Origin of the sequence: Marinomonas arctica, assembly GCF_003259225.1 — a bacterium.
Classification (GTDB): Bacteria; Pseudomonadota; Gammaproteobacteria; order Pseudomonadales; family Marinomonadaceae; genus Marinomonas; species Marinomonas arctica.
Window position 1 is genome coordinate 1 of record NZ_QHJF01000022.1, and the last position, 26,494, is coordinate 26,494.

The window sequence follows — 26,494 nt, forward strand, 5'->3', positions numbered from 1 at the left end:
AATCCAGAGCAACACAAAGACGCTGCTTAATTATTTTAGGCGACAACTACCTTGAAAGACGCCGATTCAGCTGTTTTGTAAACAGGCTGTGAGTGAAATTATAAATAGAACACTTTTATGACAGATAAAGAAGAACAAAAGAAAGTAGATAGACAAAATATTTTTAAGTTGATTGTCTCTCAGTTTTTAATCAATTTAGGTGATGTCTTAATCAACCCAAAAGTTACCCTGCCATGGTTGTTACAAAGCTTGGGAGCTCCTTTGTACCTGTTGGGCTGGTTAGTGCCAATACGCGAATCTGGATCCTTATTACCACAGTTGATTATTGCGCATTTTATTTACAAGGTGAAAGTACGAAAGTGGGTCTGGGTGCTGGGTAGCTTGATTCAATCTCTATGTGTGGTGGTGATAGGGTGTGCTGCTTTGTTACTTGAAGGAGCAAGCGCGGGCTGGGTTATTATTGCTGCTTTAGTCTTGTTTAGCGTGGCAAGAGGTTTGAACTCTGTTGCTTCGAAAGATGTTCTAGGGAAGACGGTTATCAAGGACTGGCGTGGAAGAGTGACTGGATGGTCGGCGAGTGCTTCTGGGTTGATAACAATCGTGATGGCGGTTTATATACTGTTTTTTTTCGAAGGCGAACGAGAAAACTTTAGCTTCTATGTGTGGGGGGTTGTGCTCGCTACACTAATTTGGTTATTAGCTGCTTTGATGTATTCTTCTGTGCAAGAACCTTTCAGTGAGCTTGATGATAGGGGAAAGAATTTTTTCGCTGCTTTCCAAGAGCTTGGTTTGCTGAAAACCGATGCTGTATTTCGTGAATTTGTCATTGCTCGGTCGTTGTTTTTATGCGCTGCCCTAGGTGCTCCTTACTATGTGTTGATTGCTCAGCAGAAATCCGATAGTGCGTTGTTTGTATTGGGGTTGTTTATACTGGTTAGTGGTTTAGCCTCTTTATTGTCATCGCCTTTTTGGGGATTATTCTCGGACTACTCTAGTCGAAAAGTCATGTTGATGTCTTCTCTATTGGGGGCATTATCAGGTATTGCTTTATTTTTAAGCATCAAGTTATTGTCAGAAACCTCTCATGTGGTTTGGTCTGTTGCTATCCTGTATTTTATTTTAAGTGTGGCGCATCAAGGTGTGAGAATTGGGCGTAAGACATATTTAGTTAATTTAGGTGAGGGGAATAAGCGAACCAGTTATGTATCTGTAAGTAATACTATCATTGGCATTGTTTTATTAGGCATGAGTAGTATCAGTTTACTGACTTATATGATTTCGTTGGAAGGGTTGATTTTAATCTTTTCGATGATTACTTTGATTGGCTGCTTTATAGTGCTTCGTTTGCCTGAAGTTTAACTAAAAAGCGACTGTCGCGCTGGGACAGTCGCTTTTAAGTGTTACTAGGCGGTTAATTCGGTAATGGAATGGACGGGGCGTGTTTTATTCGGTTTAAGACAACGGTAGAGGTTAAGTCTCTTACGCAGGGGAGTTTAGCAAGGGATTCGTTTAAAAAGGTTGAAAGAGAGGGTAAGTTTTCACTGATCACCCTTAACCAGTAGTCCGCTTCTCCACTGACAGAATAGCATTCAAGTATTTTAGGAATGTCAATAATCGCCTGTTGGAACTGTATATCTGAGTTTTTGCTGCTCTTATCAAGGGTGATACTAACAAATGCTGTCACTTGATAACCTAATTCGCTTGCATTCAGTTGCGTAAAGTAAGCTTCAATAAGATTGCTTTGTTCTAGTCTTTGTAAGCGTCTTGAGCATTGAGAAGGCGATAGATTGATTTGCTCTGACAGTGCGACGTTAGTCAGCCTTGCGTTTGTTTGAAGTGCTTTAAGCAAACGCCAGTCGTAGCTGTCTAATTCAATATGGTTCATTCAAGGTTCCTTATCAGTATCTTATGCACTGTTATTTTTATGTAGGCTCAATGGTTTAAGCCTTAGTGCTTAGAATAAGGGGTTTTATAAAGTAAACAAGTAATAAAACGTTTTATTTACTGTATTTTAAACATTTTCTTGCACTTTTCTAGCGTTCTTAACGGAGGCAAGCGTCATAAAAATGCCGCACATCGTTGCTGATGTGCGGCATTTTTATATTTTTATCTAAATGAATAGGGAGGTGATTATTTTGGTAGGTTTTTGGCTAACCATGCGAGTGCTTCAGGGTAAGGTGGCGGTAGTTCTAAGCCCACTAGTGCTGTTTGTAATACCGAGTGATTGCCGGAACAAAAATTGAGATGCCCTACTTTTCTTCCTGGACGCACTTCTTTTTGGTACCAATAAAGTTCTAAGCCTTGAAGTTTGAGCCATTCATAGTTGAGATCAACACCAATTAGGTTGATCATCATGCTCTGGTTCTTAATCTCAGCTGGCGCTAATGGAAGGCCTGTGACAGCGCGTACATGGTTTTCGAATTGACATATGCTTGCGCCTGCTTGCGTCCAGTGTCCGCTGTTGTGAACCCTTGGGGCAAGCTCATTGATGAGTAACTGGTCCCCAACACGAAAACATTCCATTGCCATTACGCCGACATAGTTTAAAGCCTCCATAAGCTTGCTAAGCATGGCTTCTGCTTTACTTTGCAAAGGCTTTAGGCGCTCTAAGGGGGAAATAGACGCGTATAAAATGCCGTTAATATGAAGGTTAAGTGTCAGAGGGTAAAAGTGTGTTTCACCATTTTGGCCTCGAACACCAACCAATGAAACTTCTTCGTCAAAATTTATGGCTTGTTCTGCAATAGCCTGACCTTTCCATTCTTCAGGTATGGCGATGCTCTCAGCTTGTTTTAACCAATATTGACCTTTGCCATCGTAACCGCCACGACGACGTTTTAACAGAACGCGCTCACCCAGTGATTGATGCGCTTTTTCAGCAGTTGAATCAGATTCAACAGGAAACCATGGCGCTGTTGCTAACTCAAGACGATCTAACCATTGCTTCTGTGTTAAGCGATCGGCCAGTTGCGGAAAAGTAGCTAAATTAACGAAGTTGCTATGTGTCGCAAGTTGTTTGGTTGCGATTGTTTCTGGCCACTCTTCTCTCTCTGCAGTCACAATATCCGTAGGATGTAGTGTTAGAGTTTCAGTGGATTCTATATCAACAGGTCGGACATCAATACCCAGCGGGGTTCCGGCTTGTTTTAGCATGGCGCCTAACTGACCAGCACCTAATACCCATAGAACGGACATAGATTAAGCCTCTCTTGGGTCTGGATTCGCTAACACACTTTCTGTCTGGTGTTTTCTGAAAGCGTCGATTTTTTTGGCAAGTTCGGGATTCGAAATAGCAAGAATCTGACAGGCTAATAAACCTGCGTTAAAAGCGCCCGCACTACCGATGGCTAAGGTTCCTACCGCAACGCCTTTTGGCATTTGTGCAATAGACAGTAAACTGTCCATGCCATTTAACGCTTTGCTTTGTACCGGTACGCCAAGCACAGGTAGGTGAGTGTGTGCGGCTACCATGCCAGGCAAGTGCGCAGCGCCACCGGCACCACCAATAATGACTTTAAACCCTTTCTCTGCAGCGCTTTCTGAAAATTCTGCAAGTTTGACCGGAGTTCGGTGAGCGGAAACAACTTCTACATGGTAGCTTACGCCAAGGATGTCCATGATTTCAGCGGCATTTGCCATTGTTTCCCAATCGCTTTTTGATCCCATTATTAGGGCTACATCTGCTTGCAAAATTATTCTCCTACTGGTGTTTTCAACGTGGTGCTGGGGGATACGTCGAATTTAGCAATGAATTAGTGGTGTATATATGTGGCCTAACACATTTATGAACGACAGGATTTTAGCCGATTTTGGAGGAAACCGCGAGCTTTGGGGGAGCCGTATTAAGAGGAGAAAAAAGAGCGACTAGAGTCGCTCTTGGAGGTATTTTTCATAATCGGGAATTTGTCGTTCAAATTCGTTTTCGAATAAGGGCGACGTTACCAAAAAATTGGCAGAAGAAACACTACAAGCAATCGGGATATTCCATACAGCCGCAACTCGAAGCAGAGCCTTAATATCAGGATCATGAGGCATTGGCTCAAAAGGGTCCCAGAAAAAGATCAACACATCTATTTTGCCTTCCGCAATTAGGCCACCAAGTTGTTGGTCGCCACCAAGTGGACCGCTAATTAGAGACTGTACAGGAACATTTAATTGCTTTTGCATTAAGTTGCCTGTCGTGCCTGTCGCCATAAGATTGTGCTTAATCAGCTTTTCTTTGTGTATTTCAGCCCATTCGATCAGTGCTGGCTTCATATTATCATGAGCAACCAGAGCGACGTTTTTGCGCTCTGGTGTCGTGATGGTTTTTTGTTGCAACGTTTTACCTTTCACTGTGACTTATTCCTCAACAGCACCGACTTTTACGACTTTCATCATATTGGTTGTACCGTAGCTCACCAAGTGATCGCCTTTTGTCACAATCACAAGATCACCGTCTTTGATTAGACCAAGAGACTTAACATGGTCAACTAAGCCTGCAACGATAGTATCAACGTTAAATTCTTGTGAAGAGAAAGCGACTGGCGTTACACCACGATAAAGGTTTACTTTATTAAGTGTGGCTTGGTTTGGAGACAATGCATAGATTGGCAAACCAGAGCTGATGCGCGACATAAGAAGTGGTGTGGTGCCTGAATCGGTCAAGCTAATAATCGCTTTAACGCCTTCCAAATGGTTGGCTGCGTACATAGCAGACATTGCGATGGTTTCATCAATACTTGTAAAAGTCACATCGATACGGTGCTTAGAACGATTGATTGCTGGTTGCTTTTCAGCGCCTAAGCAAACACGGTTCATCGTCTTAATGACTTCTTCAGGGTAAGCACCAGCAGCGGTTTCCGCTGAAAGCATAACGGCATCTGTGCCATCAAGTACGGCGTTCGCGACGTCAAATACTTCCGCGCGAGTTGGCATAGCACTGGTAATCATGGTTTCCATCATTTGTGTTGCCGTAATAACTGGGCGGTTCAATTGACGGCAGCGTTTGATCATGTGTTTTTGTACACCAATCAACTCCGCATCGCCAATTTCAACACCTAGATCGCCACGAGCAACCATGACAGCATCAGAAGCAAGAATAATAGCATCCAATGTTTCGTTATCAGCAACGGCTTCAGCACGTTCTACTTTAGAAACGATGCCTGCTTTAAGGCCAGCAGCTTCAGCTAAAGCGCGAGCTTCGTGAAGGTCGTCTGCGCAGCGAGGGAAAGAAACAGCTAAGTAATCGGCTTTTAATGCGGCAGCTGTTTTGATGTCTTCTTTGTCTTTCTCTGTCAGTGCTGCAGCAGATAGTCCGCCACCTTGGCGGTTAATGCCTTTATTGTTAGACAAAGCACCACCAACGATGACTTTAGTAATAACTTCTTGGCCTTTTACTTCTAGTACTTCAAGCACCACACGGCCGTCATCAAGAAGCAAAACATTACCTGGCTGTGAGTCTTTTGCTAGTTGTGGGTAGTCAATACCAACGCGAGTTTCGTCACCGTTGTTCTTGTCAAAACCAACATCAAGAATAAAGGTTGCACCGTCTTTTAGTTCGACCTTGGTGTTTTTAAAGCGAGCGATACGGATTTTTGGGCCTTGTAGATCGCCAAGAATCGCCACATGACGACCATTTTTTTGAGCCATTTCACGAACCACTTTAGCTCGTTCGATGTGATCTTCAGGTTGACCATGAGAAAAATTTAGACGAAATACGTTGGCACCAGCCAAAATAAGTTTCTCAATCATTTCTGGAGAGCTGGAAGCAGGGCCTAATGTGGCAACAATTTTAGTTCTACGAGTCATTTTATTTACCAAAGATTAGAAAGCGTGAAGTGAAGTATAAGAGACGACGAAGGCTGCGTCAGCAGCCTTCGTGTATTTTGACTATTTCGCAGCCATTAATGCGATAGTATTATCGAGCATTCGGTTTGAGAAGCCCCATTCGTTATCGTACCAAGCCATCACTTTTACTAATTTACCCTGCACTCGCGTTTGCGTTGCATCAAAGTTAGATGTGTAGGCATTGTGGTTAAAATCTGAAGAAACCAATGGCTCGTAATTGACATGCAATACTTGCGCAAGAATTGGGTCTGCTTTTACTGCATCTTCAATGATTTTATTTACTTCGTCTACGGTCGTTTCGCGTGGTGCTAGGAAAGTTAGGTCGACTAAGGATACGTTAATAGTCGGTACGCGTACTGCCATGCCGTCAAATTTACCAGCAAGTTCAGGAACCACTAAGCCAACAGCCGCTGCCGCGCCCGTTTTACTTGGAATCATGTTTTGAGCAGCAGCACGAGCACGGTATAGGTCTTCATGGTATACATCAGAAAGACGCTGATCGTTTGTGTAGGCGTGTATTGTTGTCATCAAACCGCTTTCGATACCTAGCTTGTCGCTTAAAGGCTTAGCAACTGGGGCTAGGCAGTTAGTAGTACAAGAAGCGTTAGAAATCACCGTCATGTCAGAAGTAAGGACGTGTTGGTTCACACCATAAACAACAGTGGCATCAACATCTTTACCTGGAGCAGAGATGATGACTTTTTTGGCGCCCGCTTTGATGTGAGCATTTGCTTTATCTTTTGTCGTAAAGAAGCCTGTGCATTCGTACACTACATCAATACCTAATTCGGCCCATGGAAGATTCGCAGGGTCGCGTTCAGAGAAGGTGCGGATTTTGTCGTTATTAACGTACAGAGCTTCATCATCAAAGGTGACTTCAGCATTAAAGCGGCCATGAACTGTATCGTATTTTGTCAAATGAGCGTTGGTTTTTGAATCACCAAGATCGTTAATGGCTACTATTTGGATTTGATCTCGTTTACCTGATTCGTATAGCGCTCTTAGAGTGTTGCGTCCAATGCGTCCATAACCGTTAATAGCTACCTTAATCGTCATACTCACCTCTAAAAATAGTGCGGAATTTGTGATGCTTTCGAATTCGAACACATCACGTTCAATATTGTTCTTTGACGTAAAAATACTACATAAGTAATTTTTTAATCAAGGATTAGTAACAAAATCCTTTCATTTTGGCTGTTTTTTAATCAAATAATGATCGGAGACAAATATTGTACAGATTTATGTTACAAACGTAAGCGTATTTTAGCGGAAATTATGTCGCTAGTTGAATAGTTATGTAAAAAAATTACAAAATAGGCATTTATTTTTCGATTTTAGTGGGTTTTGAGCGTGAAATTAATTTAAAATGTAGTAATATTACATAAAATCTTAGCATCGGGCGGGATGCTAGGATAACAGAATGAAAATGGAGAGAAGCATGAATCCGATTGTTGCTAAGGTAACGAACGACATTATTGAGCGAAGCAAAACGCTGCGTGAACAATACCTTAAAGATATGAAGAAAGCCCAAGAGCAAGGGCCTCATAGGGGGAAATTGTCCTGTGGTAATTTAGCTCATGGCTTCGCTGCATGCCAACCTCAAGATAAACAAAAGCTGACTCTAATGGAGGAGGCGAACATAGGTATCATATCTTCTTATAACGATATGTTATCAGCCCATCAGCCTTACGAAAATTATCCAGATCAGATTCGTGCAGCGGTTAAAGAAATGGGCTCTGTTGCTCAGTTTGCGGGCGGTGTGCCTGCTATGTGTGATGGTGTCACTCAAGGTCAAGATGGCATGGAGTTGAGTCTTTTTAGTCGCGACAATATTGCACAAGGTGCGGCGATCGCTCTGTCTCACAATATGTTTGATGCCGCTATTTATTTGGGTATTTGTGACAAAATCGTCCCAGGTCTTTTAATCGCTGCTTTGCGTTTTGGCCATCTACCTGCTTTGTTTATTCCTGCAGGTCCAATGCGTTCTGGTATTACCAACGCAGCGAAAGCAGCGGTTCGTCAGCGTTATGCACAGGGCCAAGCGTCTCGTGAAGAATTGCTTGAAGCGGAAGCGGCTTCCTACCATAGCGCTGGTACTTGTACCTTTTATGGTACGGCTAACTCAAATCAGTTGTTGGTCGAAATCATGGGTCTTCAACTTCCAGGTTCTTCTTTTGTGAATCCTGATGATCCGTTACGAGGTGCTTTAACGAAATACGCTTCTCAGCTGTCTACAAAAATCACCGCGTTAGGTCGAGATTATCGTCCTTTATATGACATCGTTGATGAGCGCAGCATTGTTAACTCGATTGTGGGTTTGTTGGCGACGGGTGGTTCAACCAATCACACCATGCACATTGTCGCCTATGCGCGTGCGGCCGGTATCATTATCACGTGGGATGACTTCTCGGCGCTTTCTAAAGTGGTGCCATCATTAACTAAAATTTATCCGAATGGCCAAGCCGATATTAACCATTTTCATGCTGCTGGCGGTATGGCGTTTCTCGTTAAGCAACTGCTGAAGGGCGGTCTATTGCATGAAGATGTCAATACCATCGTAGGTAAGGGGCTAACACATTACACCAAAGAACCTTTCCTAGAGGGTGACAACCTTGTGTGGCGTGATGGTACTGAAGAAAGCTTGGATATGAATGTCGTGCGACCTATTGATAATCCGTTTAGTAAAGAAGGTGGTTTGGCATTGCTGAAAGGCAACCTAGGTCGCTCGGTGATCAAGGTATCCGCTGTTAAAGATGAAAATCGAATTATCGAAGCGCCAGCTGCTGTGTTTCATAGTCAAAATGCTTTAGCGGATGCCATTGCTAGTGGTGAGTTGAAGCGTGATTGTGTGGCAGTAGTACGTTTCCAGGGCCCTAAAGCCCTAGGTATGCCTGAATTGCATAAGTTGACGCCATACCTTGGTAATCTTCAGGACCAAGGTTATCGAGTGGCGTTGGTAACGGATGGCCGTATGTCTGGCGCATCGGGTAAAGTGCCTGCTGCCATTCATTTAACGCCAGAAGCGCTTGCTGGTGGTTTGATTGCCAAGATTCATGACGGCGACATGATTCGCTTAGATGCGATTGAGGGGACTCTGTCTGTCTTGATTTCAGAAGAAGAACTGAACAAGCGCGAAGCGGCTCAACACGATTTAACAGATTCCCATCAAGGTATGGGACGAGAACTATTTAGCGCACAACGTATTTTAGTAAGTGGCGCAGAACAAGGTGCTTGCAGCCTGTTCAATGATTAAACCTTTCCTCTGACTACTAACATTTGTTAGTAAATGGTGTTTAGGGGCTTGTTTCAAGCCCCATTTTTTTGCCTATTGTTTGTCCTTTCCCTGTTATTCTGCTTTTTATTGTCTGTAGTTAGCCTTCCTAAATTGGCTTTTGTTAACGCAAACTCAGTAGCGTATCTTTCGTTTAAGCAAAAAAAGCCCGAATTCTGTGTGTCGAATCCGGGCCTTTTTAATCACTATTTCAGAAGACTATTCGTTTAGTTCATCGTATCTAGTGCTTTCTCATATTCGTCAAAAGACTCTGTCACAGACTCTTCTGGTGCCCCAGTTGCTAAGCTCACAACAACAATAGCAATTGTGGATAGCAAGAAGCCTGGAAGAATCTCATACAGATCGAAAATGCCACCAGTTAGCTGTTTCCAAATTACAACCGTCACGCCACCTACAATGATGCCCGCGAGAGCGCCATTGCGGTTCATGCTACGCCAGAAAAGGCTTAGCAGAATGGCAGGGCCAAATGCGGCACCAAATCCAGCCCATGCATAAGACACAAGGCTAAGTACGGAGCTTTCTGGGTTTAAAGCAAGCACGAGCGCAATAAGAGAAATGGCCACTACCGCAAAACGTCCAACGCTAACGATTTGTTTTTGTGTCGCTTCTTTATTGAATAGTTGTTTGTAGAAATCCTCTGCTAAAGCAGAAGAGGATACAAGCAATTGTGAGTCTGCAGTACTCATGATAGCCGCTAAGATGGCAGCAAGAAGAATACCAGCAACGATTGGATGGAAGACCGCATTGACGAGAATCATGAAGATTTTCTCAGGGTCAGCCAAATTGCCAGCTAGATTGCTATCCACAAATGTGATGCCGACTAAACCAATCAAAAGAGCACCAACCATAGAAAGGAAGGTCCAAATGACGGCAATACGACGAGCGGTTTTAATGTCTTTATTAGAACGAGACGCTTTAAAGCGAGCTAGGATGTGAGGTTGACCGAAGTAACCTAATCCCCAAGCCACTAGAGAAATAATGGCGATCGCACTCAAAGGTTCACCGCTTACACTTGTCCAGATGTTTAATAGTTCAGGGTTTTTTGCGGTAAGCGTACTAGACAGATCTGACCAGCTGCCATCGAGTGCGACAAGAGGCACGATGACCAAGGCAGCGCTCATCATTAAGCCTTGTACTAAATCTGTCCAAGCAACGGCAAGAAAGCCGCCAAAGAGAGTGTAAGAAACGACGCAAACCGTACCTATGATCACTGCGTAGGTATAATCCAGACCAAATACGGTTTCAAACAGTTTTCCGCCAGCTACCAAACCAGAACTTGTGTAGAACAAGAAAAATAGCAAGATGAACAGTGCTGAAATGGTTTGAATAAGCTTGGATTTATCATTGAAACGTTTTGAGAGGAAATCCGGAAGTGTTAACGCATTACTGGTCTGAATACTGTAAGTACGAAGACGTTTTGCACAGATTAGCCAGTTTAACCATGTTCCGGCAAGAAGACCGCCGGCAATCCAGATGGCTTCCATACCAGCGGCAAAGGCGTAACCTGGCAAGCCAAGTAGTAACCAACCACTCATATCCGATGCACCCGCTGATAGCGCAGTAGGCCAAGGGCCTAAGGAGCGTCCGCCAAGAAAGTAATCCTCTGAGCTGGAAGTGCGTTTGTAAGCGTACAGCCCAATTCCTAGCATAACTACTAGATAGGCTAGGAATGTAAAGCTGATAGCATAGCTGCTTTCTATCATTATTGTCCCCTAATGAAATTATTACGGGTGAAATAACCTTGGATAGATAAGGCTATTTAATCAGCATGGATAAATCTTATCCAACTATTGCGATGACCAGCAATCTGACTGATTGAAAGATGGTGCTTAAAATAAGCGTCGTCTAGATCACACCCGAAAGAGTTATAATTGTTAAATCGTTACTGTGATAGCCATTGATTTAATATGTAAGAATAATCAGATTCTCGTAAAGAGAATGGATCGCATTATGACATATTCAAAGACCTTAAGCGATTCTAAGCGGCTGTGTCAGGATAATCTTTCAAATTTCTCGGACAAAGTTACAAAAAAATCTGACACTCCTGCCAAAATAGGCAGTTAGTTCAAATATTTATCTATTTAAGGGCTGAGTATTCGAAGGGAAAAGAAAAAACAGGTGAGCAATTTACACCTGTTTTTATGGTATTACTTCTTTTCTACTTTTGGTAGGCGGGTGTCTTGTACACTTTGTTTGAGTTTTTTAAGGTGCGCATTGAATTCTGGTCCACGTTTTAATAGAACGCCTGTCGCCAGAGCGTCAATGAGGGTCAGATAGACAATACGTGAACTCATTGGCGTATAAATATCCGTATCTTCCGTTTCTTCAATTGGCAGCACAATAGAACAATGCTCAGTCAATGGTGAATCTGGATTGGTAATACCAATAACAGAAGCTCCTGTTGCTCTGGCAACGCGTGCGGTCTCGATTAATGGCAAAGTGCGGCCTGTGTAAGAAATGATGACAATCGCATCGCCAGCGTGGGCTCCTGCTGCTGCCATCCGTTGTACAAGTATGTCTGTGTACGCGACAACAGGCATATTTAAACGAAAGAATTTATGATGAGCGTCTTTCGCAACCGGACCTGATGCGCCTAAACCATAAAACTCGATACGCCGAGCTTGTGCCAATACATCGACAGCTCGGCTGATCAGTGATTCAGGTAAAATTTCTTGGGCGCGAGTGAGATTGTTTTTCGCGGCTTCAAAAATTTTAGCGGTGACGGCACCGGGTGCGTCATCAGGCTCTACGTTTAAATTGACATAAGGCGTTCCAGTAGCGAGGCTTTGAGCCAGGGATACTTTAAAATCAGGAAAACCGCTGCCGATTAAGCTACGACAAAAACGGTTTACGGTTGGTTCACTGACTTCGGCTCTGGCGGCAAGTTTCGCAATACTAGAGTGGATGGTCGTTTTAGGGTCGGCAAGAATGGCTTCCGCAACTTTTCGCTCGGATTTGCTTAATGTGCTCAGTCTTTCTTGTATTTTACGAATAATGTCTTCGTGTTTATTCATTGATCTGCTTCAAAGTTGTCTATTGACTCGGATTGTTCAGTTGTTCATTCTGACAGCCACTTACAATTCTGGCAATAAAATGATGAAAAATGACTGTACTATCTGAGTATTTCGTAAAAATGGCAGGCATATTACCTGCCATCACTGAGGTTGAAGTCACTTTATTGGAGGAAGGCTTTTCAAACAAGGTGTATTTGATTTATTGGCATCAGATACCCCGTTTGGTTCTTCGTCTTCCAGGACTAGATGAATTGGCTTTCAACATTGATAGGCAAAATGAAATGATTGTTTTGCAAAGCGCAGTGCAAGCGGGCATTTCTCCACCTGTTCTTTGGCATGATGAGCAAGGTGCATTTGCTTGCCAGTTTGTGGCTCAACCATCGTTAGACTGGAATGTTAAGCACTCTAACAATAGCATCGCTAGGATTGCCAATGCGTTGGTACACGCGCACAACTTACCGGCTATAAAGCGTTCTTTTTGTATTTATCATTTGATTGAACATTACTTGCAATCGATAGCTTCACTTATGTCGACTCATATCGATCTTCAAGAAGAGCTTGTGTATTTACGAGAGTTGTTTCTAAATTTACCTAGAGTGTCACCACACTATCCATCGGTTGTTTGCCATAATGACCTTAATCCAAAGAATATTTTAATGGATGATAGTCGTATTTGGTTGATTGATTGGGAATACGCTGGCATGGGGGATCCATTGTTTGATCTGGCTGTTGTGGCGCGTTCCCATAATTTAACTCGTGAGCAGCAAGAACATTTGCTACACATGTATGATGGCACTCTTGAGATGGAGATAGCATTGGATAAAATGGCTCAATACAGCTTGGCGTATTCATTGCGAGAAATCGTCTGGTTATTCTTGAAATATTTAACCACACCAGAAGACCCCAAAGCATGGTCAGCTTATGTGGATTTTAAAAGCATTCCGTCGCTAAACCCCTTTTTAGAAAGGGGTTTTGTTAATGACTTTGCTGTAAGGTCTTGTTTAGATAAGAGTATAAAATGATATTGACTCCCTGTTGGCAAGCGCGACTCGCTGACGAATTTAGTAAAGATTACATGCGTACTTTGCAGACGTTCCTTGATTTACAGCAAGAGCAAGGCAAGGTGATTTATCCTTTTGAAAATGAGCGTTTTACAGCGTTAAACCAAACCCCATTTGATCAGATAAAGGTGGTTATCATAGGGCAAGACCCTTATCACGGTGAGCACCAAGCCCACGGTTTATCTTTTTCTGTCAGGCCAGGTATCAAGGTGCCACCCTCGTTAGTCAATATTTATAAAGAGCTGGAAATGGATCTCGGTATTTCGCCAGCCCAACATGGCTATCTGCAGCAATGGGCTGAACAAGGGGTGTTGTTACTGAACAGTGTGTTGACGGTTGAGGCGGGTAAAGCCGGCTCTCATCAAAATAAGGGTTGGGAAATATTCACTGATAAAATCATTGAGCTGATCCATAAAGAGCATCAAGGTGTTGTCTTTATGTTGTGGGGGTCTTATGCGCAGAAAAAAGGTCGTCACATTGACCGTAACAAACACTGCGTGTTGGAAAGTGTGCACCCATCACCGTTGTCGGCTTATCGAGGTTTTCTAGGTTGTCAGCACTTTTCCAAGGCGAATAATTACCTAGCCGCTTTGGGGGAAAAGCCTGTTAATTGGGAATTAAAACCGATAGTGAGTGCTCACGGCTCTGGTTAAAGCACACAGATAGGTTTGCCTTTTTAAGCTCGTGTTATAGCGCCTACTTCGAGCTATAACACCGCTCAACAATCCTGGTTATTTTTTGACATCAAGTGAGTAGGGAAGTGGCAATAGTGTTAATTCTTTGCCATCCAAAAGAAGGTGTTCTGCTTCACTTGGATCGATGTTCAAAATGATTTGTGCGTAATATGTGTCTTTAATCTGAGTGACAAAGAATAGTTGACCTATGTTCTTAGCTTGCTCATCGACAATAGCTTGTGTTTGGTCTAGGTTTCCTTGCCACGTCACTAATGCGAGCTGCTTCTTCGATTTGCCCTTATATTGCATACGAGCAACGATTTCTTGCCCTGTGTAGCAGCCTTTTGTGAAGCTAATGCCCCCTGTGCTTTGCATGTTAAGCCACTGAGGTAAAATCGTTTCGCTCTGCTCAAGGCTAATCAGTGGACGGGCAGTAAGTATTGCCAAGGCGGATAAGTCTTGGTGTTTTTCTTCGATGTCTATTTTGGCTGAGGTAATCAGAAGTTGAACTTCTAATGGCTCATGGCCAATCGTCAATGTGATCGTGTCATTGTCTTGAGTGGTTGCGAAAATATTAGATGTGACATTTGAGTCTGCTTCGCTGTTTTTTGCAGCTAACTTTTTGTAGACTTTAACGTTATCTTGCTCATCGACCAGCTCAGTTTTGAAAAATACCGCGTATTTCTTTAAATGTAATAAGGTTTTTTCGACCAGATCTTTTGCCATTATCATCAGCACATCGTCCTTGTTCTGAACGATATAAAAGTTGCTGATAATGCGTCCTTTGATGCTGCAGATTGCACCATAGAGGCCATTCGTTTGGGAGAGCTTGTTGAGATCGCAGGTTGTTTGACCTTGTAGAAATTTTTTGGCATCCAAGCCCGATACTCGCAAAACACCGATATCCTGCTGTTTCATGACGACGTCTTGGGTTTGCAGTGTTGAATGAATAATATCGTAGAGCGAAGTCATAAAGCTTTCCATAAAAAATAGACAGTTCATAAAGAGTGATTGCAGACAGTCTGCATGAGTAGCTTATCAGTAATGTCTAATTTTTGCTTTTCAATGGTCGAGCTAATAATGATTTTACCGTGCGACTATTCTGCAAATTGCTTTTGAATATTGAGTAATCTCGGTAATTCTTGCTGGAGCAATGGTACAAGAGCAGGATCAAAATGCTTACCACTTTGTTCTTTGATGTAATTCATCGCTTCTTCAACAGGCCATGCTTTTTTATAAGGGCGTGCACTGGTCAGCGCGTCAAACACATCCACCAACGCCACAATGCGGCCTTCGATGGGGATATTTTCACCGGATAAGCCGTGCGGATAACCCGTTCCATCCCACTTCTCGTGATGTGTCATTGCCACTGAATGTGCGAGCTCGATAAGATACGAGCTTGGGTTAGACAGGATTTCACCGCCTATTTCGGCATGTGTTTTCATAATCTCATACTCTTCTTCAGTAAGCTTACCTGGTTTAAGCAAAATATTGTCTGCAATGCCGATTTTTCCTATGTCATGCATAGGCGCTGCCATCATAAGGTCGTCTGCTGATTCTTCACAAAAACCGTACGCTAATGCGATTACTTTGGCGAACCGGCTCATTCGCTGAACATGCATGCCTGTTTCATTGTCTTTGTATTCGGCTGCTCGACCCAGTCTTTGAATCAAATCGATATGTGTATTGTGCAACTCGTCGGCTCTTATTAAAGATAAGTGTGTTTTAACACGTGCGAGGACAATCGCAGGTACTATGGGTTTGACAATATAATCTACAGCACCTAGTTCAAAGCCTTTCGCTTCATCGATGCTGTCTTTAAGAGCGGTGACAAAAATGACGGGAATATTAGCGGTGGCTGGGTTTTGTTTTAGCTGAGCACAGACATCTAATCCCGTCATGTCTGGCATCATAATGTCGAGTAGAATGAGATCAATGGACTCTTTTTCGACAAGTTTTAAAGCATCTTGGCCGGATAAAGCAAAAGATAAACGATATCGAGCCGCTTGCAATACTTGTCTTAATACCCTTAAATTTGATGACTCATCATCCACCAAGAGGATTTTGGGTGCTGGCTTATTTCCAATTCTCATTTCGCTGTCTCCTGTGCGATCAAGTTCTTTAAAGAGATAAGATGGTTGATGGCGTTATCGAATTCAAAGTTCGAAAATGCTTTGCTCACGGCGATAGCTTGGTTTTTTACATCTTGAGTGACGTTATGAATAAGTAAATTTGTATTCTCATCGTCTACTTCTCCTGATTCTGCTGACAGGATAAGGCCTTCAATCAGTGCTATTAATTCTGTCGTAGAAAGCTCATTGTCATGAGTTTTGTCATGCACTTTTGAATGACCCGAGTGCTTTTCTATCAGCCATTGTAATTCTTCAAAAAAATGCGCTAATGCAGAGGCTAAACACTGGATTTCGTTTAACGCTTGCGCATGGTCTTTCATTTGTACCGTGTGCTCTATATTGGCCATACAGCTAGCAATATTCAAAAGTGCGAGATTGCCTGCCGCTCCCTTCACGGCATGCGCTAAAGCGTAAGCTTCTGCATATTGTTGGTTGGTAATATATGCAGTGAGGCGATCCACTAGATTGGTGTGGGTGTGAGCAAATTTAGATAGTTCATCAAGGTAGAGTGGAATGTCGTTCCAAAGGGACAAGCCCTTATCCATGTTGATATGCTGGCGATAAGGGGAAGGAAGGACCATCGTATTTTGATCTAAATGCAATGGTGTTTCACCTAGAACTCTCGCCATCTCAATTATTAAGCTATCAATGTCTATTGGTTTATTTGCAAAGCCATCCATACCTGCCTGTTTCGCGTCTAACTTATCCTCGATTAACACATTTGCGGTTAGGGCAATAATAGGCGTGTGTTTTAGCTGATTCTCTTTTTCATAACTGCGAATGATTTGGGTGGCGTTTAGGCCATCCATGTTCGGCATCTGAATATCCATCAAAATGATGTCTGGTTGTATCGTTTTGTATTGTTCAATGGCATCCATACCGTCTTTAGCCGTGAAAATGGCGTGACCATATTTCTTTAGTAAAATGGTCAGTAGTGTGAGGTTTTGTTCAACATCATCGGCTAAGAGGACTCTTTTAGGTGAGATGGTCGCTCGTTGAACTTGTGATGGGGTTGTTGGTGGCGCGGCTTCAGCTAGGGGTAAGTCAAAATAAAAGCAACTACCTCCCCCCACCTCGCTAGATACGTCAATTTTGCCACCCATGAGGGTAACCAGCTGTTTTGATATGCTGGTGCCTAGCCCTGTTCCGCCAAAGCGCCTGCTCATGGATGCGTCGGCTTGTGTGAAGGGCTCAAAAATATGGCTGAGCCGTTCTGGGGGAATACCAATTCCGCTGTCTTTGACAGAGAAACGGATTTGATTATCTGGGCGTTTTGATACGGTTAATTTCACATATCCTTTTGCAGTGAATTTAATGGCATTTCCTACAATGTTCATCAGAACTTGGCGAATCCTTTCTTCAGCCCCTACATAAGAGTTTGCCAGATTAGGTTCTATGTAAAAAATCAGCTCTAATCCTTTATTTTTCGCTTGTAACCATAAGGTTGAGATAACATTGTCGATGGCATGCGCCAGTACAAAAGGATGTAGATCTAGTTCTAGTTTATTTTTTTCTAACTTCGCGCTGTCGAGTATGTCATTGAGAAGGTGTAACAAAGATCGAGCGGATTTACTAATAATAGCCAGATGCTTTTTATTCTCGGCGGATACCTCTGATTCTAACAAAATATCAGAAAAGCCAATGATAGCGTTCATTGGCGTTCGGATCTCATGGCTCATGTTTGCCAAGAATGATGCTTTGCTCTCAGCGGATGCTTCAGCTTTTGCCTTTGCATTACGTAACTCATTCTCCATTTCAACACGTTGTGAAATGTCTAAAATCACACCATCAATCCATTCTGGTATGCCCTCGTCATTATAGATAATAGAGCCATTTTCAAGCACCCAAACATAGTGGCCTTGTTTGTGTTTTAAACGATATTCTAGTTTGTGATTTTTTCGTTCTCTAAGGGCGTTTTCCATGATAAGAGAAATAACTTCTACATCTTCGGGGTGGATCAGTGCACTAAAGGAGATGGTTTTGTCATAAAACTCAGTAGGGCTCCAACCAGCAACATCGTATATCGCATCACTAACGAAGAGAGTGCTCCAGTGTTTATCCATCAAACAACGAAAAGAGGCGCCGGGAATGTTTTTGATTAAAGAGCTGTATTGTTTTTCACTTTTTTTGATTGTTTCTTCTAGTGATTTTCGCGTTGAAATATCGGTGATAAAACCAACAAATAATGTGCCACTGTCAGGAATATCAACTCTACCGACACCGAGCCTAATTGGAAAAACATGACCATTTTTATTTTTTGCCTGTATTTCTCTTTCCGTACCAGCGATGCTTGCTTCACCAGTGTCACGAAATTTGGCTAAAAAGCCCTTAAATTCATCGCTGTATTGATCTGGGAAGAGAACATCGAAATGCTGGTCAATGATTTCATTCTCTTGCCAACCAAAAATAACCGTTGCCGCCTTATTAAATTCTTTGACTACACCATGGCTATCAATAGTAATGATGCCATCGACTGCGGTGTCTAGGGTTGTTTTTAATCTAACTTCGCTGGCTGTTTTTTCCAGCAACAATTGACGATAGCGTAACTGAGAAGCAATATTCGCTGCCAAAATAGATAACAGCAGCGTTATGATGGCAACCACCAATGACAAGTAGCTATCTGTAGTATGGTGCAAGTGCGACATTGCTGTTTCGTCAGTAGACAGAAACCTTGCCCCAGCCATACCAGCGTAGTGCATACCAGAAATGGCCGCACCCATAATTGACGCGCTAATACAGCTAACCCAGGTTTGGTTTAAACCAGTCCAAATTTTTTTCACATAATAGTGAGTTGATAACGCAATAAAGGCCAGAGCGACAGCAATAAACAGAGAAAATAAGAACCATGTAGGGTCATATTTCAACGCTACATCCATTTTCATTGCGGCCATGCCAATATAATGCATAGCACCAATACCACCACCAACAAAAAGACCATTTACGAGTAATTGCCAAATACTCAAGTTGCTTCTTATTAAGCGTTTTAATGTCGTGTAGGACGCTAAAATAGCGGGCAGCAGAGAAATGGAAGTCAGTAAGGGATCATAGGAAATACTGTGTCCCATATTGAAAGCCAGCATGCCGACAAAATGCATACTCCATATGCCACCAGCCATGATAAATGAGCCTGAAATGAGCGCGATGTTCTTGTATTTTTTGATAACAATATGTTGTGCGACTGAAGCAAAATGCAGTGCAAAAAAAGACGCTACGGTAGCAAGAAACATCGAAAGTATGACAAGCAAGTAGTTATAGTCACCCATGACGAGGTGAGGGCTGTCTGCTTGGGTAATAAAAAAATCATTTAACAAGGGCAAGGGCATTGGGTTCACTTCTAAACTTTGTATGGTGAAGATACTGTTTAATCACGGGTTTTAGTCTGTGATTAATATCTGTATTTTCATGGTGTTGGTGACGCAAGAAACTAACGATTTTTATTCTCTATATGTACTAAAAATGCCAATTTGCATAATTTTATTGACTCTTTTCACGATTATTTCGAGTATGAAGTACATACCTTGGATGGTTTAGCATGCCATACAAAAACAAAAACAAAACACTACTTTCGATGAAGAAGAGTAACAAAATGTATTTAGGTCTTGATCTTGGAACCTCAGGGTTAAAAGGTGTCGTCATAGACGATAAAGGTAATGTGTTGGTGCAAGAATCTGTCGCGCTGGCGGTGGATAGTCCCCATGCAATGTGGTCAGAGCAAGATCCTGAATCTTGGTGGCTGGCTTTTATCGATGTCATTCAGCAATTACAGCAACGTTTGGACTTAAGTAAATTAAAGGCCATTGGTCTATCTGGGCAAATGCATGGCGCCACTTTACTTGATGGTCAAGGCAATGTCTTACGCCCTTGTATTTTGTGGAACGATGGTCGTAGTCAAGCGCAATGCCAAGCGTTGATGGCCGAGTTTCCTGACTTAATTGAACGATCTGGAAATCTTGCTATGCCTGGTTTTACTGCACCGAAAATACGCTGGGTACAGGAGAATGAGCCGGATATATTTGCCCAGCTGGCGTATGTATTATTGCCTAAAGATTATTTGGCGTATCGATTGACTGGTTTTATGTCATCGGATTGCTCTGATGCGGCGGGTACACTTTGGTTAAACCCTCAAACACGCCAGTGGGATGATGCGCTTCTGTCTGCAACGGGGTTAACGCAAGCCAATATGCCAAGGGTATACGAAGGCTGTGATGTTGTAGGTACTTTGTCTGAAGCGATTGCTCAAGAGTTAGGGCTTCCACTATTACCCATTGTGGCTGGCGCAGGTGATAATGCGGCCGGAGCCGTTGGTATGGGAGTGACAAATCCCGGCCAAGGGTTTATTTCATTAGGGACTTCTGGTGTCTATTTTACGGTCAGTGAGTCTCACAAAGCCAATCCACAAAATACGGTACATGCTTTTTGTCATGCTTTACCAAATCGCTGGCATCAAATGGGCGTGACGCTAAGCGCAGCCAATTCCCTTGCTTGGTTTGCGAAGCTGGTGGATAAAACGGTAGTCGAATTACTGGATGCACTTGAAGACAGTGATACTCAGCGTACCAAGGTGTTGTTTTTACCTTACCTTAGTGGTGAGCGTACTCCTCACAATGATCCGCAAGCGAATGGACAGTTTATTGGCTTGAGCAATACGACTCGTGTGGAAGACATGACACTGGCCGTGTTGGAAGGTGTCGCGTTTTCTCTCCTAGATTGTCAAAATGCCTTGAGCAGCGCAGGCAGTATGGTCGATGAGCTTTCATTAATCGGTGGCGGCGCGCGTTCTGCCATGTGGCGCCAGATTATTGCCAATGTACTCAATAAACGTCTTATTTATCGAGACGGTGGTGATGTTGGACCCGGTTTGGGGGCAGCGCGCTTGGCTCTTTTGGGAGAGCAGCAAAGCCTAGGGCAGAATATAGAGTCTTTGATATCGCAATATTGCACCATGCCTGAAGTATTAGAAGTACATGAACCTGACGCAAGTTTGGGGTCGTATTATCGCGATAAATACGCCTTGTACCAATCTCTTTATCATGTCACTAAGGACTTAAACGAGAAGCTGGCAAGCTTGCCTATGTAATCAAAAACAAGCGCCGCTACCACTCTGGTTTTCAGCGGCGCATTGATCCATTGAGCTCATTAGGATGCGGATACCATACCATCGATATGAATGTTGCTTTGGGTGCGGAAATCTCTGGGTGTGACGCCTTTTAACTCATGAAAACGGCGATTAAAGTTGGCGACATTGTTAAAGCCAACTTGGAAACAAATTGTCGCAATCTGCTGATCCGTTTCGGTAAGCAAGCTACACGCTCGGCTGACTCGCACACGATTGACAAATTCAATAAAACGATTGCCTGTGGCTTTTTTGAAAAAGCGTGAAAAATGGCTATCAGACATACCAATTAAACTTGCGACACTGGAAAGTGTGATATCTTGACTGTAATTTTGAGAGACATAATCCACCACGGTATTGATTTTTCGCTGTAGCAGCTCACTCGATTTTAAATCAATTTGTACGGTTGAAAGTAAGCGATAACTTCGGCTTTGAGCGAGCTTTTGTAGCAGAGGAAGCGAAAGGATGAGTCGTGATAAGCCACTGGAGTCGCGAACTTTTTGGAAAACATCTTTGAGGTATTCAGGGTCTAAATCAAAAAACTCAATGCCCGATTTGGCTCTTGCTAGCATAGGCAGAATTTCAGCAAGCTCTGGTATGATTTTCATGCCATTCGAAAAAGACTCATGATCAAAACGAATCACCATGTCTCTTAATTGAATGGCTTCTTGATCATTTTGACAAAGCCAATTATGAGGAAGCCTTGGGCCGGTTAAAATGAGTTGGCCAGGAGAATAATTGCCAATGTAGTCTCCTACAAATACTTTGCCAGAGGTGGCGACAATAAAATGTAATTCGTAGTCATCGTGGGCATGCCAGCGAATAAGGTCACTTGGGTAACCATGTTCCAAGTATCGAATGGTTTCGTTGTCTTCGACAATCTCGTATTCAGGGGTAATGCGTTTGGCGGTGTTCGGCATAATCTTCTCGCTTGAGCAGCGCTATGTGGGTCGATATAGGATGATAGCCCTTCACTTATCTACGCCATGGTGTGCTCTATATTCTTATTTTTCACAACTATGGTTCAGGTAAACAAGGGACAGAACAAAATGTCGCCCCTTATTTGCCTGAATGAGATTACAACGATTTAGGCATACTTTGCCATACTTGTTTGAATGGCGTTAGTGAGCTGTGCAACAAAATCAGGGAATTCTGTTGGCAGATTGCCCCATAAATAACGGTCCGTTGTAAAAGCGTGTATACCCGCAGCATCATGGCTAAAAGCCGCAAGAGAGGCTTTATTTGGTTCATGGTAAGGCGTATTGACTTTACCTTGATTGGAAAGTTGTATGAAGGTGAACCAGCTGGCAATGCCTTCAAGTGTTTTGTTTGGTGTGCCGCCTTTGCGATAAATTCCTTCTAATGTTGGAAAAACAAAAATCGGAAATTTCGCATAGCCATCCGTGCAGATACGTTCAACAGTATCACCAATATTGGCATTGCTGAAACGTCTGGCAATAATGGCAAAGTAGGCTTCTAGATTCACTACAGAATCCCCAATCGCCGGAATGGAATCCTGCAAAATGAAGTCGCTAAAATACTGATTTAACTCAGGATCACGCATGGCCTCATCAAAATAGGTGAGACCTTTTAACGCCGCTTGATAAGTCACACAAGTATGGCCAGCGTTCAAAATGCGAATCTTCGCTTCTTCAAAGGGCACAACGTCTTTTACAAATTGCACGCCCACCAGATCAAGGGCCGGTTTAGTACCAGCAAAATTGTCTTCTACCACCCATTGAATAAAATCTTCCCCCATCACCGTCATTTGGTCATCGACACCAAAGCGAGCACGAACATCATCGACATGTTGTTGACTTGGCTTAGGTGTGATTCGATCCACCATAGAGCATGGGAAAGACACGTTTTGCTCAACCCAATGAGCGAGTTTAGTGTCTTCTTTGGCTGCCAAAAATTGCATGAGACCCGTTTTTAGCAATTCACCATTATGGCGAAGGTTGTCGCAGCACAATAAAGTGATTTTGGCGTTGGATGTTTCGCTACGTCGTTTCAGTCCCGCATACAAAAAAGCATAAAGCGTATTGCGAGCGCCCTCAACGTCGGCCTTAATCGCTGGATGTTCAAGCATCAAGCGACGTTTTTCATCAAGATAATAGCCACCTTCTGTCACTGTTGACGTGACGAGCTGGATGTTCGCATCGGCAAGTGCTGCATCGACTTTTTCTGGTGCGCTTGCGCCATCAATCTGCTCGACAATTGAGCGAATATGCTCGTAGTTTGTCTCACCATCGGCGGCCATGGTTTTTAAAACATATTCCCCTTTTTGCTCAATAAAACGAGCAAAGGCTTGGCTGTCTTGAGGGCGAATATTGACCCCAATTATGCCCCATTTTTGCTGTGCATCATGCGCCAATAATCGATCAATGTAGACGGCTTGGTGAGCACGATGGAACGCGCCTACACCTAAATGTACGATACCTGCTTGAATAGCGTCTTTCGCATAATTCTGAACAGAAAGCTGCTCCATGTTGGATGAAGCCTGTAAGAAATTACTCATATTATACTTCCTCCGGAATGACAGAAATCACACGATCGTTTTCGTTAAACAAAATGACTTCTGACATATCAATTTTGATGTTGACAACTTGGCCATCTTTCAGCGCAGTGCGAGCGGGTGCTTTGATAATAATGGTTTGATCACTAGACAACTGTAGGTGTGCGTAAGCTTCAGAACCAAGATGTTCAACCAATTCAATGCGACCGGATAAGTCACCACCTTCTTGGACCAGTGTCATATGTTCAGGACGAATGCCGACGATGGCACTTTTAGGCAGTGGGCCCTTTAGACGATTCACTGGGAAAATAATTTGCTGTCCTAGTAAGTCAATCGCTAGGTTGTCTTCATGACGGACTATTTTGTTTGCCGGGATCAGGTTCATTTTAGGCGTGCCAATAAACTCAGCCACAAAGCGGCTGTTTGGCTGGCGGTAAAGTTCAAGCGGCGTACCGACTTGCTCTATTTGGCCTGCATTCAAAATAACCACTCGATCTGCCAATGTCATGGCTTCAACCTGATCGTGGGTGACATAAATCATGGTGGTGCCAAGCTTCTTATGCAGACGAGCCAACTCCAAGCGCATTTGTACGCGAAGAGCTGCGTCGAGGTTGGACAGCGGCTCATCAAATAAGAAGACTTTTGGTTGGCGCACAATAGCGCGACCAATCGCTACCCGTTGACGCTGTCCACCGGATAGTTCTTTTGGTTTGCGTTCTAATAAGGCATCCAGTTGCAATGAAGCCGACACTGAACGTACTTTTTCTTTGATTTCAGCGTCAGACACTTTGGCGAGTCGAAGCGCAAAGGAAAGGTTGTCAGCCACCGTCATGTGTGGATACAGCGCGTAGGATTGAAACACCATAGCAAGGTCACGTTTAGATGACGCCACTTCGGTAATGTCTCGACCGTCTAGTTCAATGTTGCCGCCCGTGCTGGATTCAAGACCGGCAATGGTTCGTAGCAAGGTTGACTTGCCGCAGCCCGATGGGCCAACGAAGACGACGAATTCCCCCTCCGTAATAGTGAGGTTGATGCCACGCAATGCGTGGTAGCTGTCATAGTGTTTTTGTAGATCAGTGATGGTTAAGTAAGACATAAAAAAGACTTCCTAATAATTATTTTACGGCGCCGAACGTTAAGCCTTGGACCAATTGTTTTTGACAGAACCAACCGAATATAACGATTGGCGCGCAAGCTAGGGTGGATGCGGCTGACAACTTCGCCCAAAACAGACCTTCAGGGCTTGAGTAAGAGGCGATCATCGCGGTCAATGGTGCGGCATCGGATGCGGTTAGGTTGAGCGACCAAAAAGCCTCGTTCCAGCACAGTACGATAGATAAAAGCGCTGTAGAGGAAATGGCGCCCACAGAAAGCGGCAGTACTACTTTGACCACTTCATCCCAAGGTGTAGCACCATCCATACGTGCGGCTTCAAGAATTTCTTTTGGTAAATCTTTGAAATAGGAGAACAGCATCCATACGATAATGGGCAAATTCATTAGCGTAAAAATGATCACGAGTGCTGTTTTCGTATCCAATAAGCCATAATCGCGACAAATAATATAAATGGGTACTAATACGCCGACGGCAGGTAGCATCTTGGTAGAGAGCATCCAAAGTAAGATGTCTTTAGTGCGTTTTCCTGGAAAAAAAGCCATGGAGTAGGCCGCAGGAATGGCAATAATCAGTGCAATAATAGTGGAACCAAAGGAAGTAACGACCGAGTTCCACGCGTGGTGAATGTAGTCACTGCGCTCTTGAACGACTCGGAAGTTGTCCAGTGTGGGTTCAAAAAACAGTGACGGTGGTACTGAAATAGCCTGTAATTCCGTTTTGAATGACGTGATAAACATCCAAAAAATCGGGAAAAATAATACCAAAGCGACTGTCCATGCGAACAAGCCAGTCAGAATGGTTTTGAGTTTGCGTTGTTGATTAAGAGTCATTGTTTTTACCTCACACCGTTAGGTTTTTGCCGACGGCACGAATTAGGAAAAAGGCCACGATATTGGCAAGTATTACGGCAAACAAACCACCCGCTGAGGCTACGCCAACGTCATATTGAAGAAGCGCTTGGTTATAAATCAGATAGGCTAAGTTGGTACTGTCATAACCAGGGCCACCACCGGTAGAAACGAAGATTTCAGCGAAAACGGCCAATAAGAAAATGGTTTCTATCATCACGACCACGGCAATAGGGCGTGCAAGGTGAGGAATGGTGAGGTAGCGGAAGATATGCCAGCCTGTTGCGCCATCCATTTGTGCCGCTTCTTTTTGTTCAGTATCTTGCGACTGTAGGGCGGTAACAAACACCAGTATGGCAAAAGGCAGCCATTGCCAACTGACCATCATGATAATGGACGCCAAAGGGTAGCTAGAGAGCCAATCGATAGGCTCAAAACCCAGTGATTCAGAAATCCACGCAAAAATCCCATACACTGGATTCATCATCATGTTTTTCCAAATGAGGGCGTTGACCGTTGGCATGATGAAAAAAGGTGAAATGAGCAATACGCGGACAATGCCTTGACCAAAAAAAGGTTTGTCAATCAAGGCAGATAACATCACACCCAATACAACCGTGATGATCAACACGGACAGTAGCAGTATCAACGTATTTGAAACGGCAGGAATAAAGCCAGGATCGGTGATGAAAAACTCAAAATTCATCCAACCGACAAAGTTATTTTGGCCAGGGTACAATAAATTGTACCGTATGGTGGAAAAATAAATGGTCATGGATAAGGGAATAATCATCCAAACCAATAGCATGATGACGGATGGCGCCATTAATAAGCGAGTGATTGAGCGCTTCATGATTGTGTTTCTCTTATTATAAGCAGGGTGTTTGCTCTTTTTAG

21 protein-coding genes are annotated in these 26,494 nt (G+C 43.3%); 5 read left to right on the forward strand and 16 right to left on the reverse strand.

The features are described from left to right. The first annotated feature begins 117 nt into the window (after positions 1-117). Positions 118-1,359, forward strand: a complete 1,242-nt coding sequence (locus DK187_RS13410) for an MFS transporter (protein WP_111607863.1) — start codon at positions 118-120, stop codon at positions 1,357-1,359. A 52-nt stretch (positions 1,360-1,411) separates the two neighbouring features. On the opposite strand, the gene DK187_RS13415 is transcribed toward DK187_RS13410, so the two are convergent. The 6 genes from DK187_RS13415 to gap form a co-directional block, all read right to left on the reverse strand. Continuing rightward, positions 1,412-1,885, reverse strand: coding sequence for an Lrp/AsnC family transcriptional regulator (locus DK187_RS13415; protein ID WP_111607864.1), 474 nt, complete (start codon positions 1,883-1,885; stop codon positions 1,412-1,414). A 245-nt stretch (positions 1,886-2,130) separates the two neighbouring features. Further along, a complete protein-coding gene (purK, locus tag DK187_RS13420; protein ID WP_111607865.1) occupies positions 2,131-3,195 on the reverse strand; it encodes a 5-(carboxyamino)imidazole ribonucleotide synthase in 1,065 nt (354 codons plus the stop codon). Between the two features lie 3 nt (positions 3,196-3,198). After that, a complete protein-coding gene (gene purE, locus DK187_RS13425) occupies positions 3,199-3,690 on the reverse strand; it encodes a 5-(carboxyamino)imidazole ribonucleotide mutase (protein WP_111607866.1) in 492 nt (163 codons plus the stop codon). A 174-nt stretch (positions 3,691-3,864) separates the two neighbouring features. Next, positions 3,865-4,335 (reverse strand): methylglyoxal synthase, encoded by a 471-nt coding sequence (locus tag DK187_RS13430; protein ID WP_111607867.1) that lies wholly within the window; start codon positions 4,333-4,335, stop codon positions 3,865-3,867. 6 nt (positions 4,336-4,341) lie between these two features. Further along, on the reverse strand, positions 4,342-5,790 hold the full coding sequence (gene pyk, locus DK187_RS13435; RefSeq protein WP_111607868.1) for a pyruvate kinase: 1,449 nt from the start codon (positions 5,788-5,790) through the stop codon (positions 4,342-4,344). An 81-nt stretch (positions 5,791-5,871) separates the two neighbouring features. After that, complete coding sequence (gene gap / locus DK187_RS13440) at positions 5,872-6,885, reverse strand: type I glyceraldehyde-3-phosphate dehydrogenase (RefSeq protein WP_111607869.1); 1,014 nt, start codon at positions 6,883-6,885, stop codon at positions 5,872-5,874. Between the two features lie 382 nt (positions 6,886-7,267). Between gap and edd the strand changes: the two genes are divergently transcribed. After that, on the forward strand, positions 7,268-9,082 hold the full coding sequence (gene edd, locus DK187_RS13445) for a phosphogluconate dehydratase (RefSeq protein WP_111607870.1): 1,815 nt from the start codon (positions 7,268-7,270) through the stop codon (positions 9,080-9,082). Positions 9,083-9,327: 245 nt separating this feature from the next. On the opposite strand, the gene putP is transcribed toward edd, so the two are convergent. Together putP and hexR are read right to left on the reverse strand one after the other, a co-directional pair. Further along, a complete protein-coding gene (putP, locus tag DK187_RS13450) occupies positions 9,328-10,824 on the reverse strand; it encodes a sodium/proline symporter PutP (RefSeq protein WP_111607871.1) in 1,497 nt (498 codons plus the stop codon). 444 nt (positions 10,825-11,268) lie between these two features. Continuing rightward, positions 11,269-12,135, reverse strand: coding sequence for a transcriptional regulator HexR (gene hexR / locus DK187_RS13455; protein WP_111607872.1), 867 nt, complete (start codon positions 12,133-12,135; stop codon positions 11,269-11,271). 89 nt (positions 12,136-12,224) lie between these two features. On the opposite strand from hexR, the gene DK187_RS13460 reads away from it, so the two are divergent. Then, a complete protein-coding gene (locus tag DK187_RS13460) occupies positions 12,225-13,157 on the forward strand; it encodes a choline/ethanolamine kinase family protein (RefSeq protein WP_111607873.1) in 933 nt (310 codons plus the stop codon). Then, positions 13,154-13,849 carry a uracil-DNA glycosylase gene (gene ung / locus DK187_RS13465; RefSeq protein ID WP_111607874.1) on the forward strand — a complete coding sequence of 232 codons (696 nt, stop codon included), beginning with the start codon at positions 13,154-13,156 and terminating at the stop codon, positions 13,847-13,849. Before DK187_RS13460 ends, ung begins: the two co-directional genes overlap by 4 nt. A 78-nt stretch (positions 13,850-13,927) precedes the next feature. Here the strand turns inward: ung and ygfZ are convergent, their stop codons facing one another. The 3 genes from ygfZ to DK187_RS13480 all read right to left on the reverse strand — a co-directional run bounded on the left by ygfZ (position 13,928) and on the right by DK187_RS13480 (position 19,325). Then, on the reverse strand, positions 13,928-14,842 hold the full coding sequence (gene ygfZ, locus DK187_RS13470; protein WP_162623518.1) for a CAF17-like 4Fe-4S cluster assembly/insertion protein YgfZ: 915 nt from the start codon (positions 14,840-14,842) through the stop codon (positions 13,928-13,930). 125 nt (positions 14,843-14,967) lie between these two features. Beyond that, positions 14,968-15,963: a response regulator gene (locus DK187_RS13475; protein ID WP_111607876.1), complete on the reverse strand. Its 996-nt coding sequence runs from the start codon at positions 15,961-15,963 to the stop codon at positions 14,968-14,970. Further along, positions 15,960-19,325 (reverse strand): MHYT domain-containing protein, encoded by a 3,366-nt coding sequence (locus DK187_RS13480; RefSeq protein ID WP_223232303.1) that lies wholly within the window; start codon positions 19,323-19,325, stop codon positions 15,960-15,962. Before DK187_RS13480 ends, DK187_RS13475 begins: the two co-directional genes overlap by 4 nt. 263 nt (positions 19,326-19,588) lie before the next feature. Here DK187_RS13480 and xylB point away from each other — a divergent pair, with 263 nt between their 5' ends. Continuing rightward, positions 19,589-21,079 (forward strand): xylulokinase, encoded by a 1,491-nt coding sequence (gene xylB / locus DK187_RS13485; protein ID WP_111607877.1) that lies wholly within the window; start codon positions 19,589-19,591, stop codon positions 21,077-21,079. A gap of 59 nt (positions 21,080-21,138) precedes the next feature. Here xylB and DK187_RS13490 read toward each other — a convergent pair whose 3' ends face one another. The 5 genes from DK187_RS13490 to DK187_RS13510 form a co-directional block, all read right to left on the reverse strand. Next, the gene (locus tag DK187_RS13490; protein ID WP_111607878.1) at positions 21,139-22,035 is read right to left on the reverse strand and encodes a helix-turn-helix domain-containing protein; all 897 of its coding nucleotides are present in this window, start codon (positions 22,033-22,035) and stop codon (positions 21,139-21,141) included. A gap of 167 nt (positions 22,036-22,202) precedes the next feature. Continuing rightward, entirely contained in the window at positions 22,203-23,633 is a 1,431-nt protein-coding gene (locus DK187_RS13495) for a mannitol dehydrogenase family protein (protein WP_111607879.1), read from the reverse strand. A 1-nt stretch (position 23,634) separates the two neighbouring features. Then, complete coding sequence (locus tag DK187_RS13500; protein ID WP_111607880.1) at positions 23,635-24,729, reverse strand: ABC transporter ATP-binding protein; 1,095 nt, start codon at positions 24,727-24,729, stop codon at positions 23,635-23,637. A 19-nt stretch (positions 24,730-24,748) separates the two neighbouring features. Next, complete coding sequence (locus tag DK187_RS13505) at positions 24,749-25,579, reverse strand: carbohydrate ABC transporter permease (protein WP_111607881.1); 831 nt, start codon at positions 25,577-25,579, stop codon at positions 24,749-24,751. Between the two features lie 10 nt (positions 25,580-25,589). Beyond that, positions 25,590-26,450, reverse strand: coding sequence for a carbohydrate ABC transporter permease (locus tag DK187_RS13510; protein ID WP_111607882.1), 861 nt, complete (start codon positions 26,448-26,450; stop codon positions 25,590-25,592). Between the last annotated feature and the right edge of the window lie 44 nt (positions 26,451-26,494).